14 protein-coding genes and 1 pseudogene are annotated in these 16,493 nt (G+C 61.9%); 4 read left to right on the forward strand and 11 right to left on the reverse strand.

Annotated features, from left to right (window positions below; translation table 11 throughout):
- Positions 1-221 precede the first annotated feature (221 nt).
- From ACTEK7_RS29390 to ACTEK7_RS29400, 3 genes are all read left to right on the forward strand, one after another.
- Complete coding sequence (locus ACTEK7_RS29390) at positions 222-1,877, forward strand: type II and III secretion system protein family protein (RefSeq protein WP_225127706.1); 1,656 nt, start codon at positions 222-224, stop codon at positions 1,875-1,877.
- Between the two features lie 14 nt (positions 1,878-1,891).
- Complete coding sequence (locus ACTEK7_RS29395; protein WP_036008116.1) at positions 1,892-2,296, forward strand: hypothetical protein; 405 nt, start codon at positions 1,892-1,894, stop codon at positions 2,294-2,296.
- Positions 2,297-2,378: 82 nt separating this feature from the next.
- A complete protein-coding gene (locus ACTEK7_RS29400; RefSeq protein WP_085969012.1) occupies positions 2,379-2,915 on the forward strand; it encodes a tetratricopeptide repeat protein in 537 nt (178 codons plus the stop codon).
- 37 nt (positions 2,916-2,952) lie between these two features.
- Here ACTEK7_RS29400 and ACTEK7_RS29405 read toward each other — a convergent pair whose 3' ends face one another.
- The 10 genes and pseudogenes from ACTEK7_RS29405 to ACTEK7_RS29450 form a co-directional block, all read right to left on the reverse strand.
- Positions 2,953-3,723, reverse strand: a complete 771-nt coding sequence (locus tag ACTEK7_RS29405; RefSeq protein WP_225127704.1) for a hypothetical protein — start codon at positions 3,721-3,723, stop codon at positions 2,953-2,955.
- 692 nt (positions 3,724-4,415) lie between these two features.
- Positions 4,416-5,429 carry a TetR/AcrR family transcriptional regulator C-terminal domain-containing protein gene (locus ACTEK7_RS29410; RefSeq protein ID WP_225142607.1) on the reverse strand — a complete coding sequence of 338 codons (1,014 nt, stop codon included), beginning with the start codon at positions 5,427-5,429 and terminating at the stop codon, positions 4,416-4,418.
- The gene (locus tag ACTEK7_RS29415) at positions 5,426-6,082 is read right to left on the reverse strand and encodes a TetR/AcrR family transcriptional regulator C-terminal domain-containing protein (protein WP_225148574.1); all 657 of its coding nucleotides are present in this window, start codon (positions 6,080-6,082) and stop codon (positions 5,426-5,428) included. Before ACTEK7_RS29415 ends, ACTEK7_RS29410 begins: the two co-directional genes overlap by 4 nt.
- 30 nt (positions 6,083-6,112) lie before the next feature.
- Positions 6,113-7,690, reverse strand: a pseudogene (locus tag ACTEK7_RS29420) (DHA2 family efflux MFS transporter permease subunit); the annotation flags it as partial.
- Complete coding sequence (locus ACTEK7_RS29425) at positions 7,687-8,715, reverse strand: HlyD family secretion protein (RefSeq protein ID WP_225148546.1); 1,029 nt, start codon at positions 8,713-8,715, stop codon at positions 7,687-7,689. The gene ACTEK7_RS29425 and the pseudogene ACTEK7_RS29420, both read right to left, overlap by 4 nt.
- A 105-nt stretch (positions 8,716-8,820) precedes the next feature.
- On the reverse strand, positions 8,821-9,468 hold the full coding sequence (locus ACTEK7_RS29430; RefSeq protein WP_225148545.1) for an NAD(P)-dependent oxidoreductase: 648 nt from the start codon (positions 9,466-9,468) through the stop codon (positions 8,821-8,823).
- The gene (locus ACTEK7_RS29435; RefSeq protein ID WP_225148544.1) at positions 9,468-9,674 is read right to left on the reverse strand and encodes a hypothetical protein; all 207 of its coding nucleotides are present in this window, start codon (positions 9,672-9,674) and stop codon (positions 9,468-9,470) included. The genes ACTEK7_RS29430 and ACTEK7_RS29435 overlap by 1 nt, the downstream gene beginning before the upstream one ends.
- Positions 9,675-9,785: 111 nt before the next feature.
- Positions 9,786-10,715, reverse strand: coding sequence for an MBL fold metallo-hydrolase (locus tag ACTEK7_RS29440; protein ID WP_225148543.1), 930 nt, complete (start codon positions 10,713-10,715; stop codon positions 9,786-9,788).
- A 96-nt stretch (positions 10,716-10,811) separates the two neighbouring features.
- Positions 10,812-12,029 carry an NAD(P)/FAD-dependent oxidoreductase gene (locus ACTEK7_RS29445; RefSeq protein WP_225148542.1) on the reverse strand — a complete coding sequence of 406 codons (1,218 nt, stop codon included), beginning with the start codon at positions 12,027-12,029 and terminating at the stop codon, positions 10,812-10,814.
- Between the two features lie 1,131 nt (positions 12,030-13,160).
- Complete coding sequence (locus ACTEK7_RS29450; RefSeq protein ID WP_057026662.1) at positions 13,161-14,117, reverse strand: helix-turn-helix transcriptional regulator; 957 nt, start codon at positions 14,115-14,117, stop codon at positions 13,161-13,163.
- Between the two features lie 379 nt (positions 14,118-14,496).
- Here ACTEK7_RS29450 and ACTEK7_RS29455 point away from each other — a divergent pair, with 379 nt between their 5' ends.
- Entirely contained in the window at positions 14,497-15,429 is a 933-nt protein-coding gene (locus ACTEK7_RS29455; protein ID WP_225148541.1) for a helix-turn-helix domain-containing protein, read from the forward strand.
- A 27-nt stretch (positions 15,430-15,456) separates the two neighbouring features.
- Here ACTEK7_RS29455 and ACTEK7_RS29460 read toward each other — a convergent pair whose 3' ends face one another.
- A complete protein-coding gene (locus ACTEK7_RS29460; RefSeq protein ID WP_463671682.1) occupies positions 15,457-16,368 on the reverse strand; it encodes a catalase in 912 nt (303 codons plus the stop codon).
- Positions 16,369-16,493: the final 125 nt, after the last annotated feature.

Below are 16,493 nucleotides of genomic sequence, written 5' to 3' on the forward strand. Positions count from 1 at the left end.
CCCGCAACATTGGAAAGTTTTCTTTGCGACTTGAGGCTGTGCGGTAAGCGTCTCTTCTTGCAAGCAGGCAGCATCAAGGACGATGATCTTGGAAACGCGAAGTAACGAATTGTAGTCGGACATCTTGTAAGCTCTGCGGCGTGGTGCGCAGAGGGGAACTATTGGGGATGTCGAGCACGTAGATTTGCGGGGGAGCCGCGGATCGCAGTTGGGGGACTCGAATGGGTGGCGATCGCATTTCAGGTAAGATAAGGGAGCTTCTCGCCTTCAGCGTGATGGGTCTTGGTGCGGCGCTCGCCTCCTTTGCGTCCGCTGACCGCGCGATGGCGGCAGACCGGCGGGGCTCCTCCGGCGGCGGCGTCTTCGTCAGCGAAATGAACGATGTCCAGCGGGTCAAGGTGGTGGTCAACAAGTCACGCACCTTCAAGGTCGATACGGCTTTCGCAACTATCGTGGCCGGCTCGCCCGACATTGTGGACGTGAAGTCGCTCAGCGATCACCTGATCTACGTCCAGGGCAAGCAGACCGGCACCACCAACGTCATCCTGCTCGACTCCTCGATGAAGCAGATCGGCATCCTCGACGTCGAGGTCGTGATCGATACCGGCAATCTCCAGCAGAATATCCGCAGCAGCACTGGCGGGCACGGGATCCGCGTCTCGGCTTCCGAGGGCCAGGTGGTGCTCAGCGGAACGGCCGCCGATGCGGTTACGGCCGAGCGGGCCATGGCGATCGCCACCAGCACAGTCGCGAAGGGGGGCACTGTCGTCAACGCGATGAGTGTCGCGGCGCCGCAGCAGGTGATGCTGGAGGTGCGTTTTCTCGAGGTTACCCGGGATGCCGGCCGCGACCTCGGTGTGAACCTGTACGCAGCGAATGCCAACGGGACCAACGTCGCGAATACGGGACGTGGCAATTTGAGCACTACGGCGGGCCGGCGACCGATTGGTGGTATCAACACCGCCAATAGCCCCCTGGGCGTTGGCGGCGGCGCTGTCGGTGCCCCCCCAACCGGCAGCCTGCCGTTACTCGGAACAGCTGGTACGCTTCTTGGCACAGCGGGCGGCATAGCTCCGATCCCGTTCGGAAGCTTGTTGACCAGCATCGTCCGAACCAGCAATGGCGGTTCGGTGGACTTGTTGATCTCTGCGCTGGAAACCAAAGGATTGGCTCGCAGGTTGGCCGAGCCGAACTTGACCACGCTTTCCGGAGATGCAGCGCGCTTCCTGGCCGGTGGTGAGTTTCCAGTGCCGATTCCGAACACGACCGCAGCCGGCTTTCCGACCATCACCATCGACTACAAGAAGTTCGGTGTCGAACTGGCCTTTGTCCCCACCGTGCTCTCGCGGGGGGTCATCAACCTTCGGGTGGAGCCGTCGGTCAGCGAGCTTGATTTCGCCAATGCAGTGACGATTCAGGGGACGACAGTTCCGGCGTTGACCCGCCGCGATGCACGGACCACGGTGGAGCTGCGGGACGGCCAGAGCTTTGCGATCGCCGGCTTGCTGCAAACCCGCAACCGTCAGGACGTTTCGCAATTGCCCTGGATCGGTTCGGTGCCCGTGCTTGGAGCCTTGTTCAGCAGCAAGTCGTACCAGCAGGAGGAAACCGATCTCGTCATCATCGTGACGCCGCGCCTGGTCGCACCGGCCGCGCCCGGTCAGCAATTGGCGTCACCGCTCGACTCCCGCCTTCCGGCCAACGACGTCGACTTCTTCCTCAATGGCCAGATGGAAGTCCGCAAGCGTTACAATGACTACGTCAACTCCGGCGGCGACGTTAAAGGACCTTATGGTCACATCATCGCTCCCGAGCTCACTGCGACCATTCCGGCACCGGCTGTTGCGAACCAGCCGGTCGTAAAAACGCTTAACTGAGAAGGAAGCGGGAGATGACCATCAGGTATCTGGCTCTGTTCGCACCGCTGCTGCTCGGGGGATGTTACGGGGTGGCCGGTCATGACGAGGTGGACCGCTATTTCCAGCGTTCAGACACCATCACGATGAGTGCCGGCAATGCCAAGGAGGTCAACGCGGTCACCCACACAATCCATCCATGGCCGCGAAACGTCGGTGATCGCAGGATCACGTACGACGCCCGGCGCGTGGGCGCCGCCGTAACTCGCTATGGCAACACGAAACAGCCGGTGGATCAGCTTCCCGACATCGGCGATGCGACGAAACAAATGGGCGTGCGGACTGCCCCAACCCAGAACGTCAACATAGAAGGATTGGGGGCTGGATCGACTGCTGGAGTATCAGTGCCGGTTGGTGGAGTAGGCGTAGGCGGCAGGTAACGATTTTTAGTGCGTGGTTTTGGCGATTTTGTTTGCGAACGGCGCAGTGAAGTTGCTGCGACGTGCGGGGGACCAAGGGGTTATGCGACGTATCATCTTCATGCTGACCTGTTGCTGGTTGGGGATCGGCCTTGCGGGGTGTGATCATACGCTGAGGCAGGCTGCGGTCGTCGCTCCCGTCGAGCCGCCTGGGGGGGACCCCGTGCAGGAGCCGACGGACGTCAAATATTATCCCTCGGACGAGCCGGTACGGCTGGGCTTGGAGCATTTCAACCGCGGCAGCTATGGGTTAGCCAATCGCTACTTCAGGGATGCGGTCGAGAAATCGCCGAAGGATGTGACGGCCTGGGTTGGACTCGCGGCGAGCTATGATCGGATACGTCGCTTTGATCTCGCCGATCAGGCCTATGCCCAAGCGATCCGGCTGGGCGGCGAAACCGTGCAGGTCCTGAATGACCAGGGATATTCGTACATGCTGCGCGGCAATCTGAGTGCGGCGCGCCGAAAGTTCGAGAAGGCCTATTCGCTCGATCCAGGCAACCCGGTTATCGCCAATAACCTCGAGCTTCTCAATGGCAGCCGGCGGTTCATTGAAAGACCACCGAACAACCAGCCTTAAGAGGGCGATCGACTACTGCGATCGCGGCCAGTTCTCGTCAATTGGGCCCAATTACAGCATCAGCGTGACGGCTGCCGCTGCGGACGATGACAACAACGCCATTGCGAACGGTAAATCTCGCGCCGAGCAGCTTCCGCACCTTGTCCGTGATCGGAGAGGAAAAGGGAACGGTTTCTCCCACGACGGGATCGCCGACCTTTGTCGTCTCAGTCGCAGGGCCAGCAACTGGTGCAGGCTTGATATAGTCTCGGACAAGCTGAATCTCTTCACGTGACAGGATGAGCGGAGCCTGGTCGCCTTGGATCTCCGACGGCGGTTTGGGTATTCCACGGCTTGCCTTTTCGCGCATCTCGTTCGTGCTTGCGATCTGATCGAGCCTGGCTACGCGTAGCTTGAGTGCGATGATATCACGTTGCAGTGTTGCGATCTCCAATTTGCGCGCGTTGACCTGCATGAAGACAATGATCGCGCAAACGCAACTCACGACGAAGCCGACGCTCAGCAGTGCGATCAACCAGCGCTCGAAGTTTCCCGTCGACCCCCCGGTCGTTCGGGGGAGTTGATCGCGCTGGAGATGGCGCCGCCAGATGCGACGTGCTCGGTCGATCCAATTGGTAGAGCCCGTTACACCGGTCCCCGCCCGGCCCGACCCAAAATGCGCGGGTGACGAGGCGGCTTTCTCTCGGGCCGGTTCAACGGACGACGACGTGTCGACTTGCTCAAGCCCAAGATTGTGGGGGACGCGATCCGCCGTCGTCAGATGCGCGGCAGGGTGGAACGGATCCATCTGCTTATCGAGCCGGCCCATCTCCGCTCTCCATGCAGCCATCTATCAACTTCGCCAGTTCCGCCGACGCGGCGGAATGAGGGTACCCGAGGATTCGATCAATCGGAACGGAAAAGGCTCCAATCCGCCGCGTGAGCCGCTCTAACGGTAGCTTGCAAGAGACACGGCGCCAACCAGGGTCTACCCCGCGGATGCTCCGACCGCGCGGATGTTAGCCGGTGAAATGCAGCACTTTGATCGTGCGACGAACGCCCACTTTCAGTCGGATAAGCCCGGTCGTGCGACCAGCAAGTCATTGATCGTTCTCAACCCAAGGCTGACTTTTAACCAGCGGGTCCCAGGTTCGAGCCCTGGTGCGCCCACCAAGTTCTTCAAGGACTTGCCCTCGCGAACCGTTTGAGACGACCGAACTGAAACGGTTTTTCAAACGGTGATTTTGGCGACCAATCGGCGAGGCCACTCTCGGCATTGTGATCTACTTTACGCGCCGAGGCGGAGGCGAAGCCGACTCGAAGGCCGCCCGACAGAACCGCTTTCAACGTTCTGTCTGGATTAGAGCCGGCCGACATAGCCGGCATCTTCCCACTTCGTTTCTTTGTCGTCGGCGACCCATGGGGGCAGCTGCGCCGCGCTGCGAGTATGTAGAGAGACCGGCGCATCCTGGCCATGGCAACCCCACCTCACAGTAGGATTGTCGCTGCGAGTGGCACCAGTCATGCCGTCAATGCCGCTCGCGCAACGATTCCTGTCCTCTCGTCAGGCTCGGCGCCGTCGAGAAAGACTTTCACCGCGGTGCGAGCGCGCAAATCGATGTCGGAAAGCGTTGGTAGGTCGCCGAGCTGAAGCACGGCCTCCAGATGGACGTTTCCATGGAGCATCCCAAGAAACTGACGGGCGCCGGCTTCGCAATGTGCTAGATCGATTTCTCCGGCCTGCTTCGCTTTTGCCAGAATTTTCGTAAGGACCGCGATGGCCGGCGTAGGTCCGTGTTGCGCGTAGGCCCGTGTCGCATCGGGGTAGCGGTCCGCTTCAAGTATGGCTGTATAACAGACCTCCAGCAACGACGGCGTCATCATCGTTTCGAGGAGATTGCGCCCAATGATGATGAGTAGTTCCCTGAGTGGCAAGGAAAGCTGGTCGGCACTGACGCTCAGCGCGTTGGACGAGTAATGGCTGACGACTTTGGTGAACTGGTCGACGAGAAGTTGCTGCACGTTCTCGCGCCGCGTTGACCTTTCGCGCAGTAGCTGCCGGTAGAGACCGTGCGGTGTCCATGTCCAGCTCGGTCGGCCGAGCAAGAACGCCGAGAGAACCGCGCAGTTCGACCAACCGCGAAGCTGGCTCGCCTTGCCCGGGACCGCTTCGCGGACCCGCAGGATATCGCCCGTCGCACCCCACCGAAGAAATCTGACGGCATCGGCCGGTGGCAGGATCGTCACCATCATGCGCGTCCACCACGGCTCAACGAGCAGCCAACTCCCCGTGCTCGTGGGCCGCATGGCAAAGACATGCTTATGCCTGTGATGGACGAAGCGATGCCACCATTGCCGTCGAAGGCCGGGCACGAAACAGACGATCCAGTCGGCGGGGTCGACTGTCACCAAGGACCCATTATCGTCGATGCTGTTCGCCAGGTCCGCCGGGACGTCGCCGACAACCTTCAGTCTTGAAGGGCTCTCGCTCGGGCCAGACCATCTTGACCGGCCAATATCATTGGCTGCGCTCATCCCTTCATGCTCCTCGTGCTCCCACATCCATGAATGAAGCTTTCGATACTAGCTCTGACGCGGTCGGCGGCTGGGGCTTCGAGGCTGATTGCCGGAGTCAGCATCAGCGCCTGGTAGAGCGGTTCTCTCAGTAGTCCCAGCAATTGCTCGGCGTATAGCTGAGCGTCCGATATCGACAGGATCCCCCGTTCGTTTGCTGCGGACAGAAACTCCCGTAGCTTGAGTGTGACAATCGCTTGTCCCGCCTCGTGCACCCGCTTCTTCAGCGCAGGATTGCGTGCACCCTCGGTCATCATCATCCGAACGAACCCGACCAGGGTGGTCGAGTACTCCTCCCAGGCAACGCGGCCGAACGCGATGAGTGTTTCGCGTGCATCATCTACGGTGCCGGGGTGCGCTCTCCTCACCAACGGCTGCGATATGAGGGAGGCTTTGTGTTCGGCGATCGCGACGATGAGATCGTCGACGCTCTCGAATGCCGATAGAATGTCTTCCCTCGAGTATCCGCTTCGATCCAAGATATTGTCGAGGTGAGCGGGCGCGCCGCTCGGATGGGCGAGGGCCTCGCTGACCGCCAGCACGATCTCGGCGCGAGCGTCTGGCCTCGACACGGCATTGGCTTGGCGGGAGGGTTTCTGCGCGGGGTATGTCATGTACGGCTCCTCGGTTCGGGCTAACTGCGCCGCGCGCTTCTTCGCGTGCAGGGCAAACGCGATCTTGATGGTGACCAGAACCGGCGCAGCGATGACGAAAAGAAGAGCGATGGCAGCGAACGCGGTGTCGAAAGCGATCACCGTGGATTGACCGGTGAGGGCTCGACCCAACAGACCCATCGCAGTCCGGCCGGCGGCCACGCTGTCCATTCCTCGTGCTGCGAGCATGGCACTCGTCGTTCCCAGCCGCTCGCTGACCGCGGGAAGGCCTGCGGTGACACTGGCGCTGAGCACCGTGGCATTGGTGGTGACATTGTGGTCGATCATGGTCTGGAGCCCGGCTACCCCCATGAGGCCACCGAGCTGGCGCCCGGCGTTGAAAAGACCGATGCCGGACGCTCGATTGCGGTTGTTGAGGTCGCTGAAAGCGATAAGGGTGATCGACAGGAAGAGGAAGCCAAGTCCAAAGCCGCGAAGCAGGATGGCGGCCATCATGTCGTCGGCGCCACTTTCGCTGGTCGAGCCGGACAGCATCCACATCGCGGCCATGATCATCAGGATTCCGAACGGCACCGTGGCGATAGGGGGAGCGCCCCTGACCTGCATGAGAAAGGCAGCAATGAGGAGCGCGCCGACGAAAAGCGCGCCGCTCGGCAACAGGAGCTGGCCGGCATCGGAAGGCGTGAACGCGAGTACGGACACGGCAAACGACGGGATCAGGAACGCGCTGCCGAACAAGGCGGCACCGGCGACGAAACTGACGATGAAGGCGAAGGAGAAATCGCTCGACCGGAACAGGGTGAAATCGAACAGGCCTTGGCTTTTGGCCATCGCCTGTTGGCCGAGAAACGCCAGCAAGGCGGCTGCGCCGATCACGGTCAGCCACACGATGCGAGGCTCCTCGAACCAGCGCCATCGGCTGCCTTGGTTGAGAACATAGGTGAAGCAGAAGAATGTGACTGAGATCAGCAAGAAGCCGACCCAGTCGAACGGAAGGCGCGCAGCCGCAGCGGGCCTGGGGCCGTCTGCGATCACGAGAAGTCCGATAGCGGCGAGGGCTACCGGAACAACGCCGAAGAAGATCCATGCCCACGACTGGCTGTCGATCAACCATCCCTGGAGCGCCGGAGCGATGGTCGCAGGAGCGACCACGGACCCCATCGCAAACAGAGCCTGAAGGATCGGCTGGCAGGATCGCGGATAGGCGAGAAAAATGATCGACTGTCCCGCGACAAGCAAGGTGCCGCCGGAGAAGCCCTGTATGATGCGGAGTGCGACCAGCAGATCTAACCGATACGTGATGGCGGCGATGCCGCAGGTAGTGCCCATGACCAGCGTCGAACCGATGATCAGGCGGCGCGGACTGGTGCGTGTCATGAGCCAGGAGGCGGCCATGAACCCGACTAGCTTCGTTGCGGTGTATCCGATGTCCAGCCAGGCGAACTCGTCGGGAGTCGCATGGGTGTCGCCAATGATGTCGTTGCGCCCGAGCGACAGGACGGTGCTTGCGATTGCCTCCGTCAGAGTGGCGAGCACGATGCCCGCGACAAGAATGCTTCCCGCCGCGCGCCTGTCGTAGCCTGGCGTGGCGTCGGCGATCGCGGTCATGTGCCGCTTCCTCGATCTATTTCGACACGCGCCGACAGGCCAGGCACGACGCGGCCGGGCAATGGATTTCTGTCGAAGCGGATTTTCACAGGCACGCGTTGAACGACACGAATGAAGTTCCCCGTCGCATTGTCAGTGGGGAGCAGGGTGAATGCAGAACCGCTGCCGGGCGCAAAGCTGTCCACCACACCTTCAATCGTCTGGTTCGGATAGCCGTCCACCTTGATGCGGGCGCGCTGACCGGGCCGGATATGTTCGATCTGGCTTTCCTTGAAGTTCGCCACCACCCACACATCCTTGACCGGAACGATGTCGAGCAAGGAGGTGCCCGGCGCGACAAGCCGGCCGACGCGAACCTGGCGGTTGCCGACGACGCCGTCGACCGGCGCATGCACCACGGTGTGGTCGAGATCGATCTGGGCGAGATCGCGTGCGGCGTGCGCTTGCGCCACTGCAGCACGTGCAGCTTCGCGCTGGCTGGCAAGGACGGCGATGCGTGCCCGCTGGGCCTCCACCGTTGCCGCCGCCGCCGATACGCCCGCCTCGGTTCTCGATAACGCCGCATCGCTTTCATCGACCTGCGCCTGGCTGACCGCGTTGGTGCGGATCAGTTCGCGGCGGCGATCGGAGGCCTTCCGCGCCAGATTCATCTCGGCCACGCTCGCAAGTCTTTGAGCTTCGGCCTGCCGTATCAGGGCATGCTGGAGTTGGATCTCCGCATCGACATTGGTGAGGCGGGCTTGGGCGGCTTCGACATTGGCCTCGGCTTGCGCCAGGCGTGCGCGGTAGTCGCGATCGTCGATCCGGAACAGGACGTCGCCTGCACGAACGGTCTGGTTATCCTGAACCTCCACGGCCGTGACGTAGCCTGCAGCCTTCGGCGCGAGCGAGGTCATTTCGCCGCGAATATAGGCGTTATCGGTGAATGTCTCGTTCGAATGGGCATACGCCCAGCCACCAGCCACAAGCACGACAGCGCCGAGGCACAGCACCAAGCCGACCGCCTTCTTGTTAAGATGCACCACGATACCCTCCTGCAACGGTTGTTGTCGCTGACAGCTCTGCCAATTCACTCACGGTCCGGCCGCCATCGGCGGAGATCGCGGTTTCCCCGCAATTCGTCGCCAAACCTAGTTGCGCACCGTTATGGCCTTCTTGTATGTCGCGGGGTCATCGAGGATCTTGACCAAATACTCGGCCACGTCCGCGCGGGTGGCTGTTGAGGTGATGTTCCAGCGCAGATCGGTCCCGGCCTTCAGGTTTCCGCGAGCACGCTTGAATGTCAGCGTCGCCGGTCGAACGATCGTCCAATCGCAGTCACTCTCCCGGACAGCTGCCTCCTGCGCCTCCTTGTCTGCCATCACCTCCTTGAGTGCGAGCTTGACCATGAAGCCTGCGCCAAAACTCCCGGTGTGGTAGCTCTCACCGACACTCACCGAGCTCTCAACGATGAGTCGACTCTGGCCTGGAGGCATGGCGGCCAGAATGTTCTTGGTTCCCACCGAGCAAACCGGGACACCGGGCTGGCGTCGACCCAGATCCTCCTTCGCCTGAGGTACCATCCCCAACGTGCAGATCACCGCATCCGCACCTTGGACCGCAGAGGCCACCGAGGCTGCATCCATTGCATCGCCCTCGACGATCCTGAGATTCGGATGCGTCAAGGGCATGCGCTTCGGGTCACGGACAAAGGCAGTGACGACGTGACCCGCGGACAAGGCGGACTCAACGACGAGCCGTCCTGTCGACCCCGTTGAACCAAAGACAACGACGTTCATCACACTCTCCCATCGCGCGGCTTCGAGGCGCGATCGCCGTGCGGAGGGTCCGTGAAGCCAGCAGCATCTTTGCGCGGACACTCAGGTTGCGCCGGGGTCATCAACGGGAGCGCGCACTCGCCGTGGAGGGTGACTTCCTTGATATGCATGTGCACGCAGAAGGCGCAGCCGTTGACTTGCGAGGCGCGCACGGTCTCGTGTTTCATCGAGGTCGAGCTCCAAGAGGATTTTGGGTGAGCGGGCCGCGCTCCGGCGCCGGTAACGCGGCCCTTATCGAATGAGGTGCTTACGATGCGCCTCTCGATCGAACTGTGCGATCAGTAGTCCCAGAAGACCGGCACCCAGCGAAAGGCGTCGCCGTCGACTGCCACATGTCCGACGGACGGGAACGGCAGGTGAGTGGCCACCAGCAGTCCACCGGTCTCAGCCAGTTCCCGCAACAGATTGATACGAACGCGGGCCGACTCCTCGGGATCGTGTTCGAAGCCGTTGTACCAGTCGGGGTGCTCGAACCCGACCGCGAACACGAGGTCGCCGGCGAACGTCAGCCGGTCGCCGCCGGACGCCACGCGGACCACGCTGTGCCCGGGGGTGTGGCCGCCGGTGCGAGTGACGATCACTCCCGGTGCCACCTCGTACTCCTCCTCGAACGGCCGTAGCTGGCTGCGGTACTCTTTCACGAACCGCTTGGCGGTCGATCGAAGCGCGTCCGGGAAACCCGGCGGCATGGCGACGTGGGAGAAATCGGGCGCCTCCCAGAACTTGACCTCGGCGGCCGCCACGTGGATCCGCAGGTCCGGACGTAGCCGTTCCTTGACCCCTTCGACGAGCAGCCCACCGATGTGGTCCATGTGCATGTGGGTCAGCACCACGTCGGTCACGGACGCAAGATCGATGCCGGCGGCCTCCAGTCGCTTGATCAATTGCCCGGCGCGCGGCAAGTGCAAGTCCGGGTCGAGCCCAAGCCCAGCATCGACGAGTATGGTCCGGTCGCCGCTGCGCACCACGACCACATTCAGCGCCCAATCGTAAGCGTCGGGCGGCAGGAACATGTCTTTCAGCCAGGTCGCCCGGACGGCCGGGTCGATGTTGTGTGCCAGCATCGCGGTTGGGAGCGGTAGCACGCCGTCGCTGACGACCAGCACGTCAATGTCGCCGACCTGAACCGCGTAGCGCGACGGAACCAGTTCGTTGGGCCCCGGTCCGCCGGGGTGTGAGGTGTTGGCAAGGCTCGTGTCGACGTCCATGTTCGATCTCCTGTTTCATGTTCAAGGCTACTGGCTGATCTCGGTTGAGTTGGCCGCGCAGCCAGCGAGAAGCGCGGCCCGTTTCGCGTGAAGCATCTAGAAGAAGCCACTCACGTCAGTCACACGCTCCGGATCGGCAGCGGCCAGCGCGGCGGCACGCTCGGGCTGCGGCGGATAGATCCAGACGGTGTTGATCTCCTGCTTGGTCTTCTTGGCGACCTCGCCGACCATCGCCACTTTGCGTTCCCAGCCAACGGTGAACAGGGCACCGGCTTCGCCGAGGTCCAGGCAGGTGACATAGCCCTTCTGGTGATAGGGCTTGGTCGGAACGCCCAGCAGTTCGGCGGCGGCGTTGTTGCCGGCAAAAGCGCCCATTCGCGTGGCGTGCTGACACGACATCAGCGCGTAATTGCCGATATCGTCGCTTGCGGCCCTGGCGGCATCGCCGGTAGCGAAGACACCTGGCACTGATGGCACGCGCAAATCCCGGTCGACCAGTAGGCGGCCGAAATTGTCGCGCTCGGCCGGGATCTGCTGGGTCAACGGTGCCGCGCGAATACCTGCCGCCCAGATCACGGTCGCGGCCTCGATGTGTTCGCCGTCGGAAAGCGTGACGCCGGATTCGTCCAGCGATGTAATGCCGGCGCCAAGCCGGGTTTCCACGCCGAGCTTGCGCAGGGCCTCTTCGATGACAGGACGGGGGCCTTCGCCCATATCAGGCGCGATCGCCTTGTTGCGGTCGACGATGATGACGCGCGTCTTGGCGTCCTTGCCGAGGATTCCGCGCAGTCGCGAGGGCATCTCGGTGGCCGCCTCGATGCCGGTGAAACCGCCGCCGGCAACGACAACCGTGTCACGCCCGTTCGCCGCCGGCCGTTTCGCCAGGCCGTGCAAATGCTTGTCGAGGGCGATTGCATCATCGAGCGAGTCGACGCTGAATCCGTGCTCGCTGAGGCCCGGAATGTTCGGACGGAATAGCCGGCTGCCGGTCGCCACCACCAGCCGGTCGTAGGAAAGGGTCTTCTTCGCACCCTTGGTGGCGACGATGCCCACCGTGCGGGATTTGGCGTCGATGGTTTCGGCGCTGCCTTGCACGTAAGTAACATCGACGGTCTTGAGCACATCCAGCAGTGGCGCCGTCAGGGTCTCGGGCTTCGGTTCGTACAGCCGCGGCCGGACCACCAGCGTTGGCTCTGGCGCGACCAGCGCGATCTCGAGCTCCTCGGGCGAAACGCCCTGGATATCGCGCAGGCGGGCTGCGGAAAGTGCGGCGTACATGCCAGCGAAGCCGGCTCCTATGATAACAAGTCGCATGTGATCTACTCCTTGGTTTGATTTTCTCGGTAGTGCACCGCCGCTTCTCTCTGGCGGCAAGCATCCTCCGATCGACGCCGACGCGAACAGGCGGACCGAAGACCGGCGGGCCTATGGTAGGCAGTTCGGTGCCGAAGACATCGGCATGGGGTTTTCACAAGCCGCGCGGCAGCCTCCGAAAGGGGATGCCCAGCCACGGTTAAGGGTCACGGGCAAAGCTGGGCTCGGGCCCCAGTTCTGGTAGGGGAGCTGGGCGCCTACTTTGGACATGATGGAAATCACGGGGCTGGTCCGTTGCACGGCCTGCGCTGGAATTTCCACCTCCTCCCCCGCTGCTGAAGTGAAGCGAACTCCCAACGAAAGTCCGTACACGAGTGCGGTCACGAAGCCTTTTCGGCGTGAAGTGATTGCAACCCGGTCGACCAAGTTCTTCCTGAGCATGTTGTCTCCGTCTGCTGGGGCGTGGGGCACCCTCATGATCTAGCGGACCGAAGATGCGACTGCGCCAGAGCAATTGCTGTACCTGCAGAGGGATTGCTGCTAACGCATGCGGCGTTGCGCCAGGGCTTTCGCCCAACCAATCGCTGAACGCCACGGCGAGGGCGTACGAGACCGCGTAGCCGAGCTCCGCCGCCAGCGAAGAAAAACCATGCGTCGGCGACTTGCAGCATGTTCATGGTGATCGAGCGGTACTGTGGCGCAGCCGAACGGGCGGAGAGATCCCGGTGCTTTCCTTGAAGGCTCGGCAGAAGTGGAAGCTCGACAAGCCCGCCTCGCGAGTGAGACATCGGTATCGATGTCCGCGCAAGTGTTCGCCGGTGCGGCGGCATTGCCATCGGCGACAACGCGTCAATGACCGACCGGATCGCGGTCCAAGAGATCGCAGGGGATGCCGTGCCGGACAACGCGCTCGACTGTTGTCTGCGGATTACAGCATCATGTTTCAAGAACCCGGGAATACCCATCGCGAGGTTGAGCCCGGTCGATGAGTGTCATCGTGCGAGAACGCGCCGCTCCAAATACCGCCGATATCCCACTCACCGCTAGAACCGCAGTGATGCCGTGGGGGAAAGCCATGGACGTGGTCGGCCATAAGTGCGGGAAAAGCTTGTTACGGTAGAACGAATGCCGTCAACGCTTGTGACGTCTCCAGTCGCTTGGCGTTTCGCCGGTCAGTTTCTTGAATGCCGCGGCGAAGGCGGTCTGGGAGGAGTAGCCGAGGGCCGCCGCGATCGAGACGACGGATTCATCGCTATCGCGCAGCATGCTCATGGCCTGCTCGAGCCGGTACTGGCGCAGCCAGGCATGAGGCGAAAGCCCGGTGCTTTCCTTGAAGGCACGGCAGAAATGAAAGCGCGATAGACCGGCATCCGAAGCCAGCGCCGCGAGCGAGACGTCCGAATCGCTGTCCGAGCGCAAGCGGTCGGTGGCACGGAGCAGGACCTTCGGCGAAAGCCCGCCCATTGTTGGCTGGATCGTCGTTGGCGAGCCGGTGTGCGCAGCCAGAAGACGCGTGGCCAGAAGGTCTATTAATTGGTGCCTGAACAGCGTATCCAGCGCCTCATTGCTCTCCAGGACATCCGTCGCGCTCAAGATCAATCGGGACGTAATGGGGTCGTGATGCGCCGTTCGCTCCACGAGGTCGATCGGTGTGGCGGTGTTGGCTTCGTCAGCGACGCGCTTGAGCACTGCGTGAGGAAGATAGAGCTGAACGACATCAACAGGTTTCGGAATATCCCATCGTGAGCTTGATCCTTCCGGAATGATTATCAATACACCGGGCCGAAACGTTCCGATCGCAACCGATCTGCCTGTCCGGCGCTCCATGCGCTGCATCGAGCCGTTGTAAGCCATGATGACGTGATGGCTCATAGGCTCGACGACGTCGTGCAATGGCTCATGTTTCCAGTGAGCGATCGCGCTCCCAGAGGGGTCCAAAGCCATGCTGAGTGGTTTGGTGTGAAGCACGCGTGCCATCTCAACATCGGCAGGACGGCGGTCGGCAACCTGCAAATAACGCTGCTGCGCGCCGGAAGCGTCTGACTGGTTTTGTTGGTGCGAATGATCGCGCAAGATTGGCTGGCTCATGAACTGTCCTAGCTTCGAGGAGCATCGTTGAGCGTTCGGCGCGCGTTCTAAGCGGGTAGAGGCCCAGCGTCTTTCTCAAAACTCCCATGCTTTGCCTGATCCTGCTGTAAGCTGATGCTAGGTGCCCGCGCCGCGATTAAGTCGCAATCAGCGCGGCGGACGGTGGCGGTTAGCTGCTGTCGAAATAGGCAATCGACGCCGGGAGCCGTCGTAAGCGGCAGCGAATGGACAAAATCGCTGACGTTCTCGAGCAGACATCGAGCTTTGTGTCACGAAACTGCCACGACGAAACTGGACGACCGTGCGCTAGCGTCAGATAATGGTTCACGAAATCACGTGCGGGCGCTTGTCAGTCCAACTTCGCTGAGAGAGTTATCCTATGACCCAGGCGAGCGCCTTCGGCCGGAAGCTCGGGCGGTTTTTGCACCTGAAGGATGCGCCGCCCTCGCTGATAACGAGTTCGCTGCGCGGGGTGGAGCTCGCGGTCACCGAAACCCGGGATGACAATCCAGTGCCGGGTCTTTCCGGTTCCTTTACCGCGGAGGATGCTTTCGTCGTCAGCCTCAAACTTCACGATTATCCCGACTGCGAACTCTGGGAAAATGGCAAGTGCGTGATGAAAGCGGATGTTCCCGCGGGAGCGACCTATCTGTACGATCTCAAGCGCGATCCGCGCTACGTGATCGACAAGCCGTTCCACTCCCTGTTTTTCTATTTGCCGCGCTCGGCGCTCGACGCTCTCACTGAGCAGCCCCGCATGCCGCGCGTCGGTCAGCTTGCCTGTGAACTCGGCGTAGGCCATGACGACACGGTCGTCCGTCATATCGGCGCGTCATTGCAACAAGCGCTGCGTCGACCAGACGAGACGAACCAGCTTTTCATCGATCACATGATGCTCGCGCTCACCGCACACGTCGCCCAGGCCTACGGCGGGCTACGTCCTTGCACTGAACCGAATCGCGGCGGCCTTGCGCCGTGGCAGGTCAAGCGCGTCTGCGAAAGGCTGGAGTCCGATCTCGGCGGAAAGCTTTCGTTGCAGGAAATCGCGGCCGAGTTCGATCTTTCGATCAGCCACTTTTCGCGCGCGTTTCGTATCTCCACCGGCCTGCCGCCGCACCAGTGGCTGCTGCGCCAGCGTGTGAAGGCGGCCAAGCAACTGATGACGGTTCGCGACCTGTCGCTCTCGGAAATTGCAATATCGGCCGGGTTCGCCAATCAAAGCCACTTCACGAGGGTGTTTTCGTCTGTGGTCGGCGTCAGCCCGGGAACGTGGCGCCGCGAGGCGCAGGGTGCACCGGAAAGCAAGAAGTGATCGGAGCCCCGGCAGAAGCCTTTTCGCTCAGCGACGCGTTGCCTGCGAGATAGCGTAAGCGGCGCGACGCACCGCAAACATCTCGTCCAACGGATGACCGATTCCTTCGGCCAGAGTTGCCGGATTGAACACGGGTTCGTCCCAGGCATCATTTTCTTCGACACCAGTGATCACGATCGTTCCCAGCCGTACCGCTTCGCGTCCGTCCTCATCGGGCCATCGGACGGTCACGTCCATGACCGGGTCGCCCGGACGGTCCAGCAGCGCCATCACACTGAACCTCATATCGCGAGCCGCGATCCGGGATTCGAGGTCGTGCAGCAGCTCGGTGGGTTTTGCGTTGGCTGCGGCCCTGCGCCTCGCCGCCTGTTCGCCGACTGGCGTGACCTTGAACTTGATGAACCTTGTCTCGCCTCTTGAATTCGTCGCGGGAAACGCGTGCACGCCCCAATAGGTTGTTGAGGCAAAGCTTGCGGCAGGCGGATGCGCGGCGATGTAGCTCGCCTGATGCAGCGTCTCGGGATTGGCAACTGAAAATGTCTCGACCATTTCCAGATCCGGCTTGCCGTCGGGTCCTGGAATACGTGCTCGAAGGAAAGCCAGCATCTGGTCGGGGGTCCTCGCGAAATGAACCGGGGCACTCTGGGTTAAAATATCCGAGCGCTCGCCATCGCTGCCAAGCCGGAAGCTGAATCCGCGCAATAACAGGTAGTTGGTGTCTGGGCCTTCCGCCACCGAGAAGCGCGCCAGGAGGCGCGAAGGCTTGGTGAAGCTACAGGATTTCGTGACCTCCTTCGCCTGGTCCGATGGGGTATAGGTGCCGCGAACGCATCGGCCGTTGGCAAAGCTTGCACGTGACTTTGACGGAAGGCCGGCAACCGTCTTCATGGCGGCGACTATGGATGCGGAGCCGGCAAGGCCGCGGGGGAACTTGGGCAGGACGGGACCTCGTGATCTAGAGTTGGTAAAGTTCTTGGGCAGGACAACTTGGGCGTCTTTCCCGAATCCTTCCCGCCTTGTCCGTTTCTGCGACAAAGCTTGCCGACGGCAGCATCCCCGATGCG

It is taken from the genome of Bradyrhizobium sp. JHI2711, from assembly GCF_056156565.1.